Origin of the sequence: Nonomuraea sp. NPDC050383 (assembly GCF_044459125.1) — a bacterium.
Classification (GTDB): domain Bacteria; phylum Actinomycetota; class Actinomycetes; order Streptosporangiales; family Streptosporangiaceae; genus Nonomuraea.
On record NZ_JBITIP010000008.1, the window covers coordinates 66,701 to 84,949 of the forward strand.

The 18,249-nt window shown below is 67.3% G+C and carries 18 protein-coding genes, 1 tRNA gene and 3 pseudogenes; 16 read left to right on the forward strand and 6 right to left on the reverse strand.

The features are described from left to right. The first annotated feature begins 186 nt into the window (after positions 1–186). Positions 187–268: transfer RNA gene (locus ACIBG4_RS20885), tRNA-Tyr, on the forward strand. 130 nt (positions 269–398) lie between these two features. On the opposite strand, the gene ACIBG4_RS20890 is transcribed toward ACIBG4_RS20885, so the two are convergent. After that, positions 399–1,712: a hypothetical protein gene (locus ACIBG4_RS20890; protein WP_397203184.1), complete on the reverse strand. Its 1,314-nt coding sequence runs from the start codon at positions 1,710–1,712 to the stop codon at positions 399–401. A gap of 11 nt (positions 1,713–1,723) precedes the next feature. Beyond that, positions 1,724–2,800 carry a M28 family peptidase gene (locus ACIBG4_RS20895; protein WP_397203185.1) on the reverse strand — a complete coding sequence of 359 codons (1,077 nt, stop codon included), beginning with the start codon at positions 2,798–2,800 and terminating at the stop codon, positions 1,724–1,726. Between the two features lie 167 nt (positions 2,801–2,967). Between ACIBG4_RS20895 and ACIBG4_RS20900 the strand changes: the two genes are divergently transcribed. Both ACIBG4_RS20900 and ACIBG4_RS20905 read left to right on the forward strand, forming a co-directional pair. Next, positions 2,968–3,549 carry a CGNR zinc finger domain-containing protein gene (locus ACIBG4_RS20900; protein ID WP_397203186.1) on the forward strand — a complete coding sequence of 194 codons (582 nt, stop codon included), beginning with the start codon at positions 2,968–2,970 and terminating at the stop codon, positions 3,547–3,549. A gap of 42 nt (positions 3,550–3,591) precedes the next feature. Beyond that, positions 3,592–4,092 carry a protein-tyrosine phosphatase family protein gene (locus tag ACIBG4_RS20905; RefSeq protein WP_397203187.1) on the forward strand — a complete coding sequence of 167 codons (501 nt, stop codon included), beginning with the start codon at positions 3,592–3,594 and terminating at the stop codon, positions 4,090–4,092. Between the two features lie 78 nt (positions 4,093–4,170). Here the strand turns inward: ACIBG4_RS20905 and ACIBG4_RS20910 are convergent, their stop codons facing one another. Next, the gene (locus tag ACIBG4_RS20910) at positions 4,171–4,908 is read right to left on the reverse strand and encodes a transposase (RefSeq protein WP_397203188.1); all 738 of its coding nucleotides are present in this window, start codon (positions 4,906–4,908) and stop codon (positions 4,171–4,173) included. A gap of 523 nt (positions 4,909–5,431) precedes the next feature. Between ACIBG4_RS20910 and ACIBG4_RS20915 the strand changes: the two genes are divergently transcribed. Continuing rightward, positions 5,432–6,310: a helix-turn-helix domain-containing protein gene (locus ACIBG4_RS20915; protein ID WP_397203455.1), complete on the forward strand. Its 879-nt coding sequence runs from the start codon at positions 5,432–5,434 to the stop codon at positions 6,308–6,310. Between the two features lie 18 nt (positions 6,311–6,328). On the opposite strand, the gene ACIBG4_RS20920 is transcribed toward ACIBG4_RS20915, so the two are convergent. Then, complete coding sequence (locus ACIBG4_RS20920) at positions 6,329–6,493, reverse strand: hypothetical protein (protein ID WP_397203190.1); 165 nt, start codon at positions 6,491–6,493, stop codon at positions 6,329–6,331. An 878-nt stretch (positions 6,494–7,371) separates the two neighbouring features. On the opposite strand from ACIBG4_RS20920, the gene ACIBG4_RS20925 reads away from it, so the two are divergent. Continuing rightward, positions 7,372–7,890 carry a hypothetical protein gene (locus ACIBG4_RS20925; RefSeq protein WP_397203191.1) on the forward strand — a complete coding sequence of 173 codons (519 nt, stop codon included), beginning with the start codon at positions 7,372–7,374 and terminating at the stop codon, positions 7,888–7,890. A gap of 302 nt (positions 7,891–8,192) precedes the next feature. Then, on the forward strand, positions 8,193–8,408 hold the full coding sequence (locus ACIBG4_RS20930; protein ID WP_397203192.1) for a hypothetical protein: 216 nt from the start codon (positions 8,193–8,195) through the stop codon (positions 8,406–8,408). A gap of 177 nt (positions 8,409–8,585) precedes the next feature. Here the strand turns inward: ACIBG4_RS20930 and ACIBG4_RS20935 are convergent, their stop codons facing one another. After that, positions 8,586–9,104 carry a hypothetical protein gene (locus ACIBG4_RS20935; protein ID WP_397203193.1) on the reverse strand — a complete coding sequence of 173 codons (519 nt, stop codon included), beginning with the start codon at positions 9,102–9,104 and terminating at the stop codon, positions 8,586–8,588. 119 nt (positions 9,105–9,223) lie between these two features. Between ACIBG4_RS20935 and ACIBG4_RS20940 the strand changes: the two genes are divergently transcribed. The 10 genes and pseudogenes from ACIBG4_RS20940 (at position 9,224) to ACIBG4_RS20985 (ending at position 16,434) form a co-directional block, all read left to right on the forward strand. Then, positions 9,224–9,928 carry a TetR/AcrR family transcriptional regulator gene (locus tag ACIBG4_RS20940; protein WP_397203194.1) on the forward strand — a complete coding sequence of 235 codons (705 nt, stop codon included), beginning with the start codon at positions 9,224–9,226 and terminating at the stop codon, positions 9,926–9,928. A gap of 258 nt (positions 9,929–10,186) precedes the next feature. Continuing rightward, positions 10,187–10,411: pseudogene (locus tag ACIBG4_RS20945) on the forward strand (hypothetical protein); the annotation flags it as partial. An 812-nt stretch (positions 10,412–11,223) separates the two neighbouring features. Beyond that, a pseudogene (locus tag ACIBG4_RS20950) lies at positions 11,224–11,484 on the forward strand (polymorphic toxin-type HINT domain-containing protein); the annotation flags it as partial. Between the two features lie 15 nt (positions 11,485–11,499). Then, a pseudogene (locus tag ACIBG4_RS20955) lies at positions 11,500–11,649 on the forward strand (hypothetical protein); the annotation flags it as partial. Positions 11,650–11,694: 45 nt separating this feature from the next. Continuing rightward, a complete protein-coding gene (locus ACIBG4_RS20960; protein ID WP_397203463.1) occupies positions 11,695–11,958 on the forward strand; it encodes a hypothetical protein in 264 nt (87 codons plus the stop codon). Then, complete coding sequence (locus tag ACIBG4_RS20965) at positions 11,955–12,461, forward strand: hypothetical protein (protein ID WP_397203195.1); 507 nt, start codon at positions 11,955–11,957, stop codon at positions 12,459–12,461. The genes ACIBG4_RS20960 and ACIBG4_RS20965 overlap by 4 nt, the downstream gene beginning before the upstream one ends. 805 nt (positions 12,462–13,266) lie before the next feature. Further along, a complete protein-coding gene (locus tag ACIBG4_RS20970) occupies positions 13,267–13,458 on the forward strand; it encodes a transposase (RefSeq protein WP_397203196.1) in 192 nt (63 codons plus the stop codon). A gap of 169 nt (positions 13,459–13,627) precedes the next feature. Beyond that, positions 13,628–14,011, forward strand: a complete 384-nt coding sequence (locus ACIBG4_RS20975; RefSeq protein ID WP_355437127.1) for a hypothetical protein — start codon at positions 13,628–13,630, stop codon at positions 14,009–14,011. Positions 14,012–14,389: 378 nt separating this feature from the next. After that, entirely contained in the window at positions 14,390–14,788 is a 399-nt protein-coding gene (locus ACIBG4_RS20980; RefSeq protein ID WP_397203197.1) for a hypothetical protein, read from the forward strand. 1,127 nt (positions 14,789–15,915) lie between these two features. Then, complete coding sequence (locus ACIBG4_RS20985; RefSeq protein ID WP_397203198.1) at positions 15,916–16,434, forward strand: hypothetical protein; 519 nt, start codon at positions 15,916–15,918, stop codon at positions 16,432–16,434. 194 nt (positions 16,435–16,628) lie between these two features. On the opposite strand, the gene ACIBG4_RS20990 is transcribed toward ACIBG4_RS20985, so the two are convergent. Beyond that, positions 16,629–18,209: an alpha/beta fold hydrolase gene (locus tag ACIBG4_RS20990; protein ID WP_397203199.1), complete on the reverse strand. Its 1,581-nt coding sequence runs from the start codon at positions 18,207–18,209 to the stop codon at positions 16,629–16,631. Between the last annotated feature and the right edge of the window lie 40 nt (positions 18,210–18,249).

Below are 18,249 nucleotides of genomic sequence, written 5' to 3' on the forward strand. Positions count from 1 at the left end.
GAACACGGACCCAGCGCACGAGCCTAGCCAGCATCGGCCCGCAGTGCAGTCCACCAGGCCCGTACCCCTCCACCCTGCCACCACCCACAGCCCCCGCGACGGCGATCCCCGACGGTACAAACCGGTGTCACGTGCACCCCGGAAGTCCGCTATTCTTCTGTCTGTCGCCGCGAGAGCGGAAGACACGGCAGGTTGCCCGAGTGGCCAAAGGGAGCGGTCTGTAAAACCGTCGGCTCAGCCTACGCAAGTTCGAACCTTGCACCTGCCACACCAGCAGAAAGAGGCCCTTCACCAGCGGAAACGCGGTGGGGGGCCTCTCTCGTTGTGTCCGGCTGTCCATGGTCATCGACGGCGGGCTACGGCCATCCGCGGCTAAGTTTTGAGATCGCTGTGGCGTCTCAGGCCTTGGGATGTGTCAGAGCGCGAAACCATCCCCGCGTGCGCGGGGAGCACCGCAATGGCGACGACCGCCTGGGCTTCGTCCTGGGACCATCCCGCGTGCGCGGGGAGCACTCTTCCTGCCCGCACAGGGCCTCACGGAGCCCAAGGAGATCTTCGGGGATGCCGCGGAAGCGGATCTCGGTGGGCCAGGTGCCGGCTCGTGTGCCGGTGCCCGGAGAAGAAGGACCAGCAGGCCAACCGGAAGAAGCAGGGCTCGGCCGGTGGGCGGCCCGTTGCCTTCGATCCGTACCGCTATCGGCAGCGCAACACCGTCGAACGACGGGCACGCTCGCCGTCCCGAACCGGCCGGCCGACGCGGTGGCGTGCGTGATCGGCTGGTCGAGCCGTAGCGTCACCGAGCGCGTGCCCTTCCCTGCGGTCACGCGCAGTTTCAGGGTGTCCCCGCGGTAGGCGAGGACGTCGGCTCGCGGGCCCTCGGCGGCGATCGCCGGCGCCCGCCCTGTCCACAGCGTGCCGCGCGCGTACCCGGGGGGCAGCGCGGAGGTGTCATGGCCGGACACGTACCGCCTGGTCCACGGGGCGGGATCCGCGTCGGCGCTGACCCAGTGGGCGGTACGGGTGTCGGCGTCCATGACGTACGCCAGATGCGTGCGCCGCGGCCGGTCCGCGTCGAAACCGTCCCCCACGAGCCCGGCCGCGACCAGCCCCGCCGCGAGGAGAAGAGCCGTCAGGGGTGTCGCGAGGACGGCGCCCCGCTTCGGCCGGACGGCGGGATCGGGCAGGAACAGCTCCGCGATCGGCACGACGACCAACCCGAACAAGGCCAGCACCAGCGCACCCACCCCGCCGAGCGCCAGCCCCATCCCGTCGAAGACGTCCCCGGCCAGGGACGGCAGCAGCATCGCGGCCGTGACCGGCCCCAGCATCGCCACGACCGTCCGCGCCCAGGCAGGCGCGCGGAGCAGGACGGCAGCCAGCCACCCGAGCGCGCCCATCAGCGCCGGCAGGGCGAACAGAAAGGACGCCCCCGGAGCGACCTGGGCGCACAGCACGCCCAGCCCGGCGAGCCAGATCAGCGCCCCGACCGCCAGAGCCGCCGGACCCAGCCTGCGGCGCAGCACCAGGTACCAGCCGAGGACGGCCAGCGCGCACAGCACCGCGATCGCCGCCTGGTACGGCCGCGGCCGGTGCAGCAGCCCGCCCATCGCGTCGTAGGCGGGCCGCCAGGACACCAGCAGTTCCCACAGCCCTCGCGCCAACGCGGCCGACACCACCAACGGCACCACGGCCGAGACCGTCGCCGCGATCAACCGGGGCAGGCTCAGCCACCGCTGACGCGGGCCACCACCACCAGGCCCGCCACCGCGACGACGGCCAGCGCCGCCAGCGGCCGGACGAACCGACCCGGGTACGTGATCATGGTGTCGAGCGCACGGAAGTAGGTGACGTCGTGATCGGAGGTCAGCGTCCGCAGGTCCGTGTCTCCGAGGGTGCGGGCCAGCGCCAGCATGTTGCTGCCGTGGTGTTGCAGGCTCCCCGGGTCGAGGTTGGCGATGGAGTCGCCCGCGGTGTGATAGAGCGACGAACGCTGGATGTAGGCGAAGTTCATGCCGGTGAAGCCGGCCTTGGCCAGCGGCGTGAAGTCGGTGTTGTTCGGCAGCAGCCGATACAGCTCCACCATGGCCGAGTGGCCGCGTGGGGCCGGGACGGCGCCCGCGAAGGTCTCCACCAGGCGGGCGTTGTTCGCGGAGGTCTCGAACATCATCGAAGGGCCGCTGACCCCGCGGGCCTCCCAGTTCAGCAGCACGCCGCCGGCCTTGCCCAGGGGGTATTCGCGGACGAAGGCCTCGGCGCCGAGCACGCCGTCCTCCTCGCCGTCCGACATGAGCAGCACGATGTCGTTACGCGGGCCGGGACCGCCGCGCGACGCCCGGACGGTCGCCAGCATCGCGGCCACCGCCGTGCCGTCGTCGGAGGTGCCCGGCCCCATGGCCGCGGAGTCGTAGTGCGCGGCGATGAGCACGGTACCGGTCGGGTTCGTTCCCCGCAGGCGGGCTACGACGTTGTCGACCTGGCCGAACGTCGCCAGCCCCGCCGCGGAACGGGCACCGACCGAGCGCTGGATCTCGACCCGGAGCCCTGCCGCGCGCAGCTGCCCGGCCAGGTAGTCCCGGGCCTGGTCGCTGGCCGGGCTGCCGATGGGCCGTGGCACGGCGGCGAACTCCTTCAGGTGAGCCAGCGCGCGCCCGGCGCTGAACCGGTCGTCCGGGGCTGTGGCCGGCAGGGGTTGCATCGTGCTGTCCGCCATGGCCGTGAACATGATCACCGCGGCCAGGGCGAGCAGGGCTACTGAACCGGCCAGCAGTCGGCGTGGCGCATCGAACAACTTTCCGATCATGACCAGGCACGGTAGGCCGGGCCGCTACCCCGGCGGAATGAGGCGCCCGCCCGTCCGGGCCTGGGGATTTCCGCACCTCTGAGCGGCCGTGCGCCTCATTCCCGCCCCCTCCGGATCCATGTAAGGGTTATAGTTCCATTTATTCGGTTACCGGAACGAGGTGAAGCGTGCGGATCTCCATCACCGACTACGCGGTCGGGGCGACTCTGGCCGGCGATCTGGCCAACACCTCGCCGACTGTGCAGGGCGAGGCTCTGCCGACCCCGGACGCGTTGACGGAGTTCCTCGCGGGGCACGGGCTGCGGCTCGACGCCGTGGCGGACGGGCGCCTGCCGAGCGACGACGATGTCCGCGAGGTTCACCTGCTGCGTCGGGAGGCCCGTGGCGTCGTGGAGACCGAGACGGAGGACCAGGCCGTCGCGGGCGGCGCCGTACTGGCCGGGCGGGCGGGGCTCCGGCCGGTGCTGGAGCGCGATCCGAGCGGGCGGTGGCAGTGGTACGTACCGACCAGGCCGGGCGCGCCGCTGGCCGAGGAGCTGGCCACGCTCATCGGCATCGGGCTGCTCGGCGCCGTCCGGGCGCTCGGGCACGACCGGTTCCGCGCCTGCGCCGCCCCCGGCTGCCGCGGGGTGTTCGTCGACATCAGCCGCGGGGGGCGACGCATCTACTGCACGCCCGACGCGTGCGGCAACCGGATCAATGTCGCGAACCACCGCGAACGGCGGCGACTTGGCAGCGCCGCCGGCTGAAGGGCACCGCCCCACATTACGCAAGACACGAGGAGAACCCCCATGAACGACCCCATGGACAGTACGGCCGCCCGTCCGCTGGGCGGGCCGCTGCTCGTAGGTGCCTTCCGGCTCCCCGACGGCATCTGGATCCGCGGCCGTGGCCTACGCCATCCGCTGCCGGATGGGCCCAGGCCCGATTTCGGCCTTTACCTGGGCTCCGACGGGCTCCGCCGCCGCCACGAGGATGAGCTGCAGTGGCCGCACTCCTGGATCCAGTGGCCCGACTTCCGGCTGCCCCGCGACCGCGACGCGGCCGTGCGACAGATCCGCGCGCTGTACGAGCGAGCGCGGACGGGAGCCGCGGTGGAGGTCGCCTGCGGGGGCGGCGTCGGCCGCACCGGCACCGTCGTGGCCTGTCTGGCCATCCTGGCCGGTCTCGACCCGGCCGATGCCGTCGCCTGGACCCGCGAGCACCACCACCGCCGGGCCGTCGAAACCCCATGGCAGCGCCGCTGGGTGCTTCGCTTCCCACTGCCCCTCGGCTCGGACTCCCGCGACTAGATCGCTGATGTGAATTTGGGTCAGTTAGTTGTGCCAGATAGGGGCGTCGAGGGCGAGGATGCGTTGGCCGATGCGTGCCTAGAGGCCGTCTGGGTGGCGGGCGTTGTGGCGTTCGAGGCCGAGCTGGTTCTTCAGTGTCCAGATGATCGCCTCGATGCGCTGGCGCAGCCAGCCGGGAAATGGCAGGGCAGGTGCGGGCTCGTCTTCGCGGGTCGGCCGGATCAGGAGATGGCCCAGATCGGCGGCGGCCTTCTCGATGCCGGCTCCGGCGAATCCCTTGTCGCACACGATCGGGCATGGCCCGTCGGCTATCTGGTGGATGTGCAGCAGGTGCAGGGCCTGCTTGCGTTCATCGAGCTCTTTGGGGTGGGCCAGGCTGAAGCCGGTCACCGCGCCGTCGGCGGTGGTGATCAGCATCAGCTTGGCGCCCCAGTAGAAGGCGTGGTGGGACTTGTCCATGCCGTATCCGGCGATCTCACCCAGGTGTGATCTGTTGACCGTCACCCACGAGGCGCCGCAGCGGATCGGGGTGCCGTCCATCAGTCGTAACGGCTCGTGCCAGGTCGGGATCTGGCGGGCCAGCCACAGCGCCGCCGCCGACATGGCCGGCCCCAGATCCCGCGGTTGCCGGTTGTACTGCGACTGGGACGGCAGTCTGGGGAACAGGTGCCCGATCCGGCCGGCCGCCATCCGCATCCAGCGGCGTTCGTCATCACAGCGCAGCAGCACCTGCGCCACCGCCACGACCACCGCCTCGGCCGGGGTCAGCACCGGCGGCCGGCCCCGCCCTCGAGGTCGGCCCCGCGAAGTCATCATGTGATCGTCCAGATGCACATAGAGTGCGGTCAGAAGGGCGTCCAAGTCAGTCTTCACACACCGACCATGGACGCCCTTCGTCACGTCTGCAGCCGATCACCGAATTTCACATCAGCGATCTAGCCCCAACGCTCTGACCAGGGACTCAGTGCCTTACTGCCCCCTTCGCTCGTACTTGGTCTGCCCCCGACTCTCTGCCTGTCACGCCGTCCGTGACACCCCCGCCCCTGTCACACCTACGCGCCGCTCCACGATCGCCCGCGCATCCGTCCGCACGAAGACGATCTGATGTCGGAATTACGTCGCCCGCCGGCGGCCGCCGCGGTGCTCGACGCAAGTGCCGGCCGAGGTTGACACCGGTGGACTTCAGCACCGGACAGTCCCGGTGCCACGGGACCACGAGCGCCCCATGGTCCTGTGGACCGTGTCGCTCGCGCTGATCTGCGTGAACGCGTGCCTCGACCGGGCGGCCGTGATCGTAGGAGGACGTAAGGGCGCCTGTCGTGCAGCAATCCGCGGCGTGATGCGACCCCAGACCACGCAGACCCACACCGGCCCACAGCAGACCCCGTCCTTCCCCATCCCCGGCAGCGCCGAGCCCGGCCCGCTGCAGCGGCCCACCATGACCGTGCGCGAGGCGGCCGCCGTGCTCGGCATCGACCGCGGCGCCGCCTACGACGCGGTGCGCCGTGGCGAGCTGTCCGCGCTGCGCATCGGCCGCAAAATCCTCATCCCACCGCTCCGGTCCGCGTCATGCTCGGCCTGGCCCCTCTCGACGGCGGGCAGTGACATGAGCATCCACCTCATCGTCGAGGTCCTCGACCACGCCCCCGCCACACTGACCTACCGCGAGCTGTTCCTGCTGATCGTCTTCGCCGAGCAGGCGCGCGATGCGACCCGAGAATGCTGGCCCGGCGTGGAAGACGACCCCCGCTTCCTGCACCGCGCCCGGCTCAGCCGCTCCCAGCGCTACGCCGCCATCAACAGCCTGATCAGCAAGGGCGTGCTGAAGCGCGTCACCGGCGGCCGCAAGTACCGGCGCGCCACCTTCCGCAACCGGGAGATGGCCCCGCCCGACGCCTCGACCAGCGCCGCCGAGCACGCCGGCGACATCGACCAAGGCGAGCGGCCCGGCGACGGCCTCGACCAGGCCCCGGCCGAGCGCCGCCGCGACGTCCAGGCCCTGCTACGCCAGGCCGGGGGCGCCCTCACCGACCAGGCCGCCCACCCGCCGCACGTTCAGCGTCCCGAAAACCGGGACCCTGACCCTGACCAGGCGGCGGCTGCCCAGCGTCCCGCGAACCGGGACCCTGAGCCGCCACCTCAGCGTCCCGGTTCCCGGGCCTCAGCGTCCGGGAACGTCGGCCTCAGCGTCCCGGACGGCCGGGACCCCTATCCCTGAACCCGTCAACTCTCCTCATCACGGCGCCGGCCGGCCGACATCGTCCGCAGCGAGCTCGGCGTCGACGCCGGCGAAGCCGAGCTGATCGCGGCCGCCATTGAGCAAGCCGTGAAGCCGCACAACCTGGCCGGCTACATCACCACCCTGGCCCGCAGCGGCGACCTGGCCGACTGGCAGAGCCACGTCCGCGAACAGCCTCCTGCCGCCAGGCCGGGCAGGCCACCGACAACCGCCGCATCGCCCCGCTCTGCCCGCACGGCGAACCCGGCGGCGACCAGATCCACCCGCACTCCGGCCAGCCCTGATGCGCGTTGTGCCGCCGCGGCGTGCCACCCGACCCCCTCGACCTGGCCGCCACCGGCACCGCAGCGTCATGACCGCCCGCCTCATCTCCGGTCGGAAAACAGGAACCACCGCAGGTCGGCGACTTTCGCGAGGCATCACGTGCGCACGCGCGAGCACCAGGCCCTTGCCGAGGAGCCTGGACAGCCAGAGTTTTCGGACTTTCCGGGCAGGTCTACGCGCGCGCGTGAAGGCGTCCCGTGGGCTGCGTTGTCCACGGGACCACGGGAGGCCCGTGGTCCTGTGGAGCCCGGCGTGTGCGTGCACGGCTCGCGCGCCTGCACGCGTAAGGCGGGGCACGTGCACGGATGCACATGCACGTTGCGGGAGTTTCGGGAGCCCGGCCGCGCGTACGCGCGAGTGGGAGCCGCATGGCGGCAGCGCCGTGTGGGTTCACCGGCGGCGGGCCGGCTGATCTGGCACGGTGGCCAGCACCATCACCTTCGTAGACGAAAGCGACCGATCCCCCATGGCCGCGACACCCCGCCGCTTGCCGGCCGCGTGGCCGACCCCGCCGAGCTGCTGGCCCGCTTCGGCATGATGATGCAGTTCAGACGGAGCTCCTCGCCAGCCTGGTCTGGCGGACCGGAGTGAGTCGCTGCGTGCCTGTCTGAGAATTGCTGCGGTTTGCGCGCTGCAGGGAGCCTGGACCCGGTTCTCAGCGGAAGTCGGAGAGAATGACTTTCGTGCTTTCTCCCCGTGCGTCCGTGCTTCGCCGAATGAAGACTCTGGCACTTCTGGAGTTGGTCAACATTCCGCTGATCGCCGGGGTGCTGACCGGCATGCTGGGCATGCCCCTGACCCTAGCCAACTCGGCAGGGCTTGTGCTGGTCCTGCTCGTCTTGGCTGAGGGCGGCGTGTACTGGTGGTTGAAGTTCGCCCAGCTCTCTTCGCGAGCACCCATTCCGGCAGGGATGGCGGTGTATCGCATGATCTCGCCGATCAATGTCGGCCTGTTTGTGGCGGGGGCCGTCGTGGTGGGTGCCAGCCTGGTCATGGGCGGATCCGGCGCGCAGGTCTGGCCGGGGGCGGCGCTGTGGGTGTTCGCGCTGTTGGAGCACGTTAACTACTTCCATCTGCAGCTCATGCATGACACTCGCGCCGACCTGGGCCACTTGGTGAGGACTGGCCGTCTGCGCCGCTCACACCTGGCGCTCGATATGGCCCGCGTTTCCAGAGGGCCAGGGGTGGGAGCCTTCGATGATGAGGGGCATCCTAGCCCTCGGCTGGAGGCTTGAGTAGTGATGCCCTTAGGCCAAAAGACCCAGGGTTTCCGGCGCTTCCCAGGCCGTCAGCTGCCGCTCAGGGTCGGTTTCCTCCTGCGCGAACTGGTTGATCAGGTTGGCGAGGGCTTGCCCTTCCTGCGCGGGGAATCAAGTCGCCGGGAATGGTCCCCTGTCAAGGGTTCCTTGCGCGGTCATCGTGGGCTTGGGCCCACACGGCAGACTTCTTCGGCCCCGACCACAGCCTCACCGCTGACGTCGGCGGCCAGAGCATCGCCTTCCCCGACTTCACCGTCCTTCGTGACTCCACCCGCACCGTGACAACCGAGTGGGCCGACCCGCCGCTGATCTGTATCTGCCACATCAAGGCCGCCATCGCCGCCGACGGCCGGCCGATCAGCGCCGCGCAGGCGACCGTGATGCGCTTTCCCGTCTATCCCGCAGGCGGGCTGGCCGCAGCGATCGCCGTGATCTTGCTCATGTGGGGCGTCATCGCCTCGCGGTTCACCCTGCAGCGCAGGCAACCAAGCTGAATCGCCCCGGGGTTCGGTGGAGACTTGATCTCTTGAGAGGATCGAGTCCGTGCCAGGTAAGTCTCCCTATTCCGCCGAGCTGCGCCATCGAGCGGTGCGGATGGCCGCCGAGGTGCGGCCGGATTACCCGACCGAGTGGACCACGATCAACGCGGTCGGGACCAAGGGTGGAGGCCGTCAGACGTAGGAGACGGCGACCAGGGCGATGGTGGATCCGAGGAAGACCACCGTGTTGCGGATGTAGGTCTGGGCGCGCACCCAGCGGGGGAAGGCGTCCTCGGCGGCCTTGAGGAAGGGGGCGACCTCGACGCGGGCCAGTTCTGGGTCGCCCTTGCGGCGAAAAGCGGTCTCGACCGACTTGACCGCGGTGAGGTTGCTGTAGACGATCCCGGCGTTCATCACGAGGACCAGTGAGGAGAAGATCCAGGTCATCAGCGCGGCCAGGCCGGCGTCGGCGAGGTTCAGGCCGGCGGTGACGGCCATGACTGCGGCGACTGTGGCCGGTGCAGCGGTCTCGTGGCCTCCGGCGTCGAAGCGAAGTTTGTTCTCCTCCAGTACCTCCGGGCGGACGTTCTGGCGGCGCAGTTCGGCCACAGCGGCGGCCTTCGCGACGTGGCCGTAGCGGTGGCGGACGACCGGGATGCTGACGAAGGCGACGGCGACCAGCAGCTGCATGATGGCGGCGAGGGTGTTCACAGGGACTCCATTCGACTTGCACAGTGTTCAAGTGGCTGACGGGAAGAACGCTAACCCATGACTTGAACACTGTGCAAGTTCTTATTTGAACAGTGTGCAAATTGCCGTACGGTAAGGACATGCCACGCGACACCCTCACCCGGGAACAGATCGTCCACGCCGCCGTCGAGCTCCTGGACGCCGAGGGCCTCGAAGGTCTGAGCATGCGCACCTTGGGTCGGCGACTCGACTCCGCCGCGACCGCCGTGTACTGGCACGTCAAGAACAAGGACAACCTCGTCCTGCTTGCCGCCGACCACGTGTGGGGCGAACTCGCCCTGCCCGATCCGGACTCCACCGACTGGCGCACCGCCGCCGCCACGATGGCCACCGACCTGTACGGCATGTTCACCCGGCATCCCTGGCTGGTGCAGGCGTTCACCGCACACGTCCTCTATGGCGAGGGCAAGTCCCGCCACGACGACCACACCCTCACCGTCTATGAGGCCGCCGGGTTCACCTGTGACCAGGCCGACCAGGCCGCGGCCGCCGTCTTCACCTACGTCCTTGGCAACGCGGCCGGCGCCGCCGCGACCGTCTCACTCACCCGCAGGCTCACCGCTGACGGCACCACCGCCCAACAGCAACTCCAGGACGCCATGGCCCAGGCCCAGGAGATCGCCATGCGCTACCCGCGCCTACGCACCCGCCTGGAAACCCCGGCGGCGACCGACTACGCCGCCTCCCCCGACCATGCCTTCGAGTTCGGCCTCCAAGCCCTTCTCAATGGCCTGGAGCAGCAACTCTCCAACCTTGATCCAGCTCCGCCAGGCCATCGGCGGTAGGGCGGGTTTCCCAAATCCACCGCCTCCGCCGTCCCCGGCACGCACGACGGCCAGTCCGAGTGCTTCACCTACGACGGACTGCTCCGCCTCAAGACCGCCTACACCACCACCGCCAGTTCGTGCACCGGGTCCGGTGACGGCAAGGGCGTCGACCCGTACGACCAGGCATACGGCTACGACAGGGTCGGCAACATCACCACGCTGACCGACAACGGCCAGACCGCCACCTACGGTTACACCACTCCCGGCGCGACCGCGGTGCGGCCCAACGCCGTCACCTCCATCGCCCGTCCCGGCGGCACTGACACCTATGCCTACGACAACGCGGGGCAACTCGCCGCTCGCACGGTCGGCGGCAAGCAGGCCACCTTCGACTTCGACCCCCTCGGCCAGCTCACCCAGGCGACCGTGGACGGCAGGCAGACCAGCATGGTCTACGACGCCGAAGGGCAACGCCTGATCCGCCGCGACCCCGACGGCAGCACCACCCTCTACCTCGGCCGCCCTGGAACTCCGCCTCGCCGGCGGCCAGGCCACGGCCAAGCGCTACTACACCGCCTCAGACGGCACTCTCATCGCCCTGCGCGAGACCAGTGGCCTCACCTGGCTGCTCGCCGGCCAGCACGACAGCACCCAACTCGCCATCAACGACGCCACCGGCGCCGTCAGCCGCGAACGCTACACCCCGTTCGGCAGGCGCCGCGGCGGCGACGACCTGCCCTTCACCGACCGAGGCTTCCTCGGCAAGATCGAAGAAGCCTCCACCGAGCTCACCTACTTAGGCGCCCGGTACTACGACCCGCCATCGCCAAGCTCATCTCCACCGACCCCGAACTCGACCTGCGTACCCCCGAATGGGCCAACGCCTACAGCTACGCGGCCAACAACCCCATCGACCTGTCCGACCCGGACGGCCGCCGCGTCGACACCGGCAACGCCAAATCCGACAAGACGTTCTCCAAGACTCACAAGCCCAGCGGCGCGAAGAAGCAGAAGTACGAGATCAAACTCAAAAAGAAGCACGAGAAAGCCGTTGCCGTCCAGGCCCGGAAGGACGCCGAGAAGCGCAGACAGGACGCCAATAGAAGACGTTATCGCGAAGACGCCGTCCGGAAGCAAGCGGACATGGATTACTTGCAGGCAATATCGGGACTTAGAGCCGGTGATGACCAAGCTATAGTTGGCATCAATGTTCCGATCCGTAACATTCGATCGCTAAAAATTCGAGTTCCCAGTGGGAATATCAAGCCATTCGTGTCTAAGGTTGAGCTCCCTGTAATAGCTTCGTTTCCGGCACCAAAGTCCTCATGGCTGACGGCTCCTACAGACCAATTGAAGACGTTAAGGCCGGCGACAAGGTTATGGCCGCAGACCCCAAGTCGGGGAAGGGCGGAAGCAAGACGGTCATCACGCCGATTACAAGCACGGGTGCAAAAAATCTCGTCCAAATTAGCGTTGACCACGCCGGTAACAAGGATCACAAACAGGGCATGGTCGTCGCAACCGCTACCCATCCGTTCTGGGTGCCGGCGCTACGCGACTGGATAGACGCATAAAGCCTTCAGCCGGGTATGTGGCTGCAGACGTCTTCCGGCACATACGCTCAGATCAGCGCTATCGCGAAGAGGACGGCCGCCGACCAGCGCGTCCATAACCTGACTGTGGCTGACCTGCACACGTACTATGTGCTAGCGGGCGAGACGTCAGTTCTTGTACATAACACGCCGCCTGGAACCTGCTCCATAACCACGCCGGCGGAGGCTCCCGTGATCAACAGCAAAACAGTGTATACGGCCAACAACCGCTCGTTCCGTGTGGACATCGAGAATCAAAACCCAGGACAGCCGGGTGCAGGTATTCACCTGCAGTTTATGGGACGTAGTGCAGACGCGAAGAAGTACTACTTCGATCCTGCAGATAAACAGTGGCGGACGGAGGCCGGCGACATTCTTCCGTCGCAGATAGCCAAAAAAGTTCCGCAAAGCGCGATCAGGAAGGCGTGCCAGTATTTCGGAATGGAGGCACCTTGAGAACGAACGCCGTGATGCTGCCGTTGTGGCAAGCCACTGAGGGAGGGGGCCTTGAAGTTCTGCCAGATGAACTGCGGGATCTGGTCGACTTTGGGTGGCGAATCGGGCCAGCCGGTGCCCTGGTGCTCGTCGGCTGCTACGGCGATGGATCCGGATGGCGTGGCGACTGGCAGGCGGAGGATATTGCCCGGCATGAGCTTGAAGTGAATGATGTGGGAATCCCCTGCGACGACTTGCCGAAGGCGCGCGATCAGTTTCTTCACGGTGCCGTTGCGCGCTCGCGTGCGTTCGCGGACGCTGCGTTCAGAGCTGCCCACGGCTTGACGGCATCTGACCTACTCGTGGCGGTTGTCTCGGTTGGTGTTGATGACGACTATCTCATGCACGGAGCCACCGTTAAGTTTGCCACCAGACGCGGCAGATTTCCAAGTACCTACGCGGATCTGGAGCGGTTCCAGTATGAAGCCATAGCCATACTCGATGCATGTGAGGGACATGAGTAAGGGTGGAAGCTTTCCCAATATCTACGGTCCACTGAATGTGCGCAGAGGACTCCATCTCCCATAGATGCCTAGCTTCATAAACCTTAGGCCAGGATGCCTGAATTGCCCGAATTCTTAAACGGGTAGCTCGGCCTGCACATGTCCGAGATGGATTTTCGTGGGATTTCGACCGAGGACTTAAGATTGCCTTCACGGCGCAATAAGTCGTCCATTGAGATTTGTCTGGAATTCAATTTACAAAGATTTCGCATAAGTGCCTGAGGCTCGGTCGAGGTTCAGATCTTATCGATTGATTATGAGACGGATTCTAGCCCCCGTGAGGAAAGTAGAAAAATTGCTCAGGGAGCGATTTAGCTGCGTTGGTCCGGTGTCAGCGCCGACAAGGTCCGGGCGACGGCGGTGCAGGGTGTAAGTGTTCTCGCGGAGCTGGTGGCGCGTCGTATGTGCGTTGTCGCGCGCTGCTCGGTACCAAGCGATGCGCTGTTGTCGCAAGTAAGCGCCATGACTGCTTAATTTGAGACAGGGTCCTGTGAAACCGTCGGCTCAGCCTACGCAAGTTCGAACCTTGCACCTGCCACCAGCAGTAAGTGCAGCTCAGAGGCCCTTCGGGGCCTCTTCTGCGTTTCAGGGGTGTGCGGCCGGATGCCGCCGTGAGCGGGCTGTTGTCGCTGGTCCACCAATATGCGTTCAATGATCTTGACCGCGTTCTTGCAGGTCGGCGGCCCGATTCGGCCAATACGCGGCCAAGAGAAAGAGCCCTGGTGGTGGGCCGGGGCTCTGGGGGCGGTGGGTGCTTGGTCACGCGGTGAGGGTTCTGGGAGAGGTCGGCGACATCGCCCGCTTCCGCAGCTCCGCTGCCTTCGCCCGCCACAACGGCACTACCCCGATTCCCGTCTGGAGCGGAAACGACGACCGCCACCGGCTCAACCGGGGCGGCAACCGGCAACTCAACACCACCTTGCACCGCATCGCCATCACCCAAGCTCGCTGCCACTAAGGCGCCCGCGCGCTGCTCAAACGACGTCAGGAAGCCACTCGGGACACCGCCAAGGGCAGCTTCCGCGTTCTGAAACGGCACCTGTCAGACGTGATCTTCCGCGCCCTCACCGCCGACGACCACGCCCACGACGACGTGACATAGACAGGTCCTGAGTAGCTTGGCGCCCGTGGAGGAAGAACATCCGGGCAAACAGCGGGTGCAGTGGCCCGATAAACGCAAGGACGTGCTCGAGGCACTACGAGCCTTAGGTGACCGCGACTACCAGGACCAACACTGGCGGTCCGGGAAGGGATGGCCGGACCTCACCGCTGCCGTGCACTGGCTCATCGACGACACCTTCATCGACCAACGCGGCGCACGAGCACTGATCCCGCACCTTTTCCTCGATCAACGAGAAGCCGACCTCGTGCAGACGGTCGTTGATGCCCTCTTGCACGTCCTTGATGACTTTGGCCCTGCCGCTCCAGACAACGCCTACCTCGACCATCCTGGATGGATCAACATCCTGCATGCGGCCGGCGCTGCTCACGCAGCTTTATCGTCCGACTGACAGCACATGTGACGACGGCTCCAAGACGCCCAGAGCCACGATAGATACCAACCCAGCCAACCCCCTTGCACATAGGAGCGTCAGGTGGAAGGTGTGTGCGTCCGCACGGGAATGTGGCCGCGGATGTTGTCGCAGCAGACGGTAAATCCGCTGTGGCGCGGGCACTCGACCTCGTCGGACGTTGGGCAAAAGTAGATGTCCGGGCAGCCGCAGTCGGAGAAGTGTGGCAGCGGGGCGGGGAGTTGCGGCGTAGTCACACGCTCCAGGCTGCATGATCAGGAAGGCTGCTGTAGTCCCGGCCCTTACTGATCATCGAAGTTCAGCAGAGCAGCTGCCCGGATATCGACCTGGCCGCCCCTGATCCTCGACAATCACGCCGTGCGTCTCTTATTGAAGTCTGCCTTGGCAGGGTCCGTGGTGGCGTTCTTACTGCTGCTCCTCCTCCACTGGCCGACCCGTGATTCGGATTCCGAGCTCAATCTGGCGATGGCGTTCGCGCTGGCGCCGTTCCCTCTCAGCATGGTGGCCGCGCTGCTGGCCCGCCTGCCTGCCTGGCCGGTCGTTGGGCTGGTGGCGCCCTTCGCCATGCTGGCGGTCGTCTTCATCCAGCCGGATTATGACTCCTGGGTGTCTGATGGGAATCTCTCGCTCTACCTCTCCATAGCGGTCCCTGCGGCGACCGGCTTCGTGCTCACGGCCTTGCTCTGTGCTCTTCTCTTCGGGAAGACCGCAGGCTCGCCGGCAGTAGACGCAGCGAAGGGGGACACCGTCGTCTGACGGTCTGTCTCAGCGGTCTTCGTGCAATATGCGTGCAATGATCATGGACTTTGCGGCGGTGAAACATCGTCATGCCGCAGGTAGAGTGCGGTCTCTTGTCCGGAACGGTCACGAGCTGTAAATCAGCCTACGCAAGTTCGAACCTTGCACCTGCCACACCAGCAGAAAGAGGCCCTTCACCAGCGGAAACGCGGCGAGGGGCCTCTCTCGTTGTGTCCGGCTGTCCATGGTCATCGACGGCGGGCTACGGCCATCCGCGGCTAATACGCGGCCAAGTTTTCAGGGTGCTGTGGCGTCCCGGATGTTTCGTGCCGGCAGGGGTTCTCTGAAGTGGAGGCCGGTTGGGATGGAGGGGCGGTGCCGCATCGGGGACCAGCCCCGCGTGCGCGAGGAGCGTAGACGTGCAACAGGCGAGCGGGCGTCACTGCTGCGGCACGGCGATTTCGCCGGAGCCGTCACCTGGTACCGAGCCAGCCAGAGCGCCCGCTGGTATCGCAAGCGAGAAGACCCCAACGGCTCGACGTACATCAGCGCCCGCAATGAGCCGCTAGACGAGCGTGCGAACGCCAAGGCGGCGTTGTTCAGGCTGCGGTTACTCAACAACCCGCACGCCGAGCTGAGTCGGCTCGCGTCGGAGGCGCTGGAGGCCACCACGGCCATCTGCCGCGCCTCAGATGAGGCCGCGCGAGCCGAGCAGGCAGAGCGCTCACAGCTGCGCTCCTGGCCTTTGTCGAGACTGCCTCGGGCCAGATCCGCGCCCGGAGTACGAGGCACCGACTATCCAAGTCGTTATCCCCTCCACCCTGACCATCCTGTGCCCCGCAGTGAGGGGTGGCCACCTGTCAGCGGCGCATTCCAGACGGATTCCGGCTGCCCATGAAGCGCGCTGGAGCAGGCTGCGACCCCACGTAGATCTGACTCCCAGCAGCGCGCCGCACACATCGTCCGCCGCTGTTCCTGGATCAGCACCTCATGCAGCGGCGTGTCGTGAGGCAACGAAAGGCTGATCAGCTGCGATGTTGCTGCTGACAGGCATTCGGCCCTTCGACGGTGCAAGAGCGCAGTGATGGTGGATCTCGGATTCGTCGGCCCCAGCCGCCCCCGCTCAGGACTACCGATTCCTCAAGGTGACCGATGGCGACACCCCGGCGATCGAGATGTCGATCCGGATGGTGTCCATCGACACCCCGGAAAGCGAGTACGGCGGCAGCCCGCCCACCGCCCAGGCCACCCTGGAGCGGGCCAAGGTCCGGCTGCAGGACGGCACCTACGACGCCCTCCTCCAAGACCTGCGCGATTACCTCATCGCCCGCATCACGCCCGACGCCGCCCAGCGGCACCTGACCGCCGGCAAGCTGGCCGCCGAAGCCCACAAAACCATGGTCACCACCCGGCCAGCGCGACCGGACGGTTCACAACGCAAGATGGCCGTCATCGCCATCGGCGAGCTGGTGGAGAAGAATGGCCGGCTGCTCGCTTACATCGCCCCCTGGTTCTCCGACACGCCGTCTGATCCGCTCCCAGCCCCGCGAGCACCCGGACCCCAGGACCGATCAGCGAGGGCAATCCCTGGAACCATTTGTATGGCGGCCCAGCCAAATGATGGGTTCGTTGGATCTTCCGCGATTGCTACCGGGACCCAGTAGCTCGGCAGGGTGGTGACGAGCCTCTGCTTGAACCGGCCGGAACCTGCCCGGGCGCGCCGCGAGAGCTACGTGGGCCCCTTGGATGAACCGGGTGCTCGCCGTGGTCCCGGGCGGGCGAGCCGTGGGTCCCGACGACGCCGCCAGGGCATCGGGCCCGGCGACCCGTGGCAGGTCGCCGGGCCGGTAACCGGTGGTCAGCTCGGGATTGCGCTGCCCTCGCAACCTCTGCCGATCTGGCCCGTCTCGAAGTACCGCACCACGTCGGCGGCGCACTTGGGCACCCGGGTGGTCGACACGTGCACGTCGTCGGCGACCGTGTAGACGATGCCGCCGATGGCGCGCCGTGTCTGCAGCGTCCAGTCGTAGACGGACATGAACTCGTGCAGGTGTCCCGCCAGCACCAGTGACCCGCTGCTCGGCTTCAACGTGGCCTGCTGCACCGGCAGCGGCCAGCCGGGACACATGGCAGGCAGTCCCCAGGACCGGCCGGTCGCCGGGTGGCGCTTCACGACCTGCTGGTAGGCACGCCAGGCGGTGTCGAAACCGGCCCGGCTGCTGTCCTCGTTGCACGCGACGGCCAAGTTCATGGTCCTGTTCAGTGTTTCGGGCGCGCCGGGCACGGGCGTTCCCATCATCGGTGCGCCGAGCAGCTCCTTGACGGTGGGCGGGGCGGTGGTGCCCGTCGCCGTCCGTAGTTCGGCCAGCGCCTTGCCCGCGCGCACCCACTCGGTCGAGTTGCGCCTGGCCAGGTCGGCGACGGCCGAGCCGTCGATGGGCCGTTGCAGGTCGGCGTAGGTTTTGGGGCTCTTGTCGTACGCGCGGACCAGCTTCGCCACCTCCTCGCGCACCTTCCGCACGGTGGCACCGAGACCGTAGGTCCCGTCGCGGCGGGCCAGCCAGGCGGCCATGCGCCCGAAGTTGCGCTCGGCCGCCTCCGCGCTTTCCTTGGCGTGCTCGTCAATACGGGTCCACGGCGGCGCCACGCTGTCCAGGAAGGCCCGTCCGGTGTGCCCGGGGAACAGGCTGCGGTACACCATGCCCAGATAGGTGCCCCAGGAGAAGCCGAGCAGGTTGAGTTCGCTCTCACCCAGCGCGGTCCGTACCAGGTCCAGGTCCTTGGCCACGTTCTCGGTGGTGAGCTGTCCGAGGAAGGCGGGGTCAGAGCGTCCGCACTTCTGGTTGGCGGCGACCTGGGCGTCGTATATCTTCCTGGCCGCCTCCTTGGTCAGCGTGCCGGGCTCCTGCGGGCCTCCTGGCGAGAAGGTGCAGGCGACCTTGGAGCTGTTGCCGACCCCACGCGGGTCGAAGCCGATGATGTCGTATCGCTCGTTGAGCCCCGCCATCTCCTCGTTCCTGAGCGCGGCCCGCAGGACCGGGTCCAGGTATCCGCTGTTGCCCGGCCCGCCCGGCAGGACGGCAATGGCGCCGAGCCGGCGGGCCTCGTCCGTGGCGGCCAGCCGGGTCACCGCGATGTCGATCTTCCGCCCGCTGGGGTCACGATGGTTCAGCGGGACGCTGACCGTGCCGCACTCCAGGCGCTTCATCAAGGAGCGGAACGCCGCAATCTTGTCCTCCGCCACGCCCAGGCTCCGGACCACCTCATCGGAGTAGGCCGGGCAGGATTTCCACTGCACGGAAGACACGCCGGAGCTCGAGCTGGGGTTCGCGGTGGCGCTCGGGCTCGCGGCGACGGTAGTGGTGGCGCCCGCTGCGGAAGGATGCGCCGCCAGCGCCAGCGCCAGGGCCAGTGCCGTCAGTGAATTTCGGTACGTCATGCGGATCAGTGGTAGAGCAGCGGTTGTTAGCAGCTCGTAA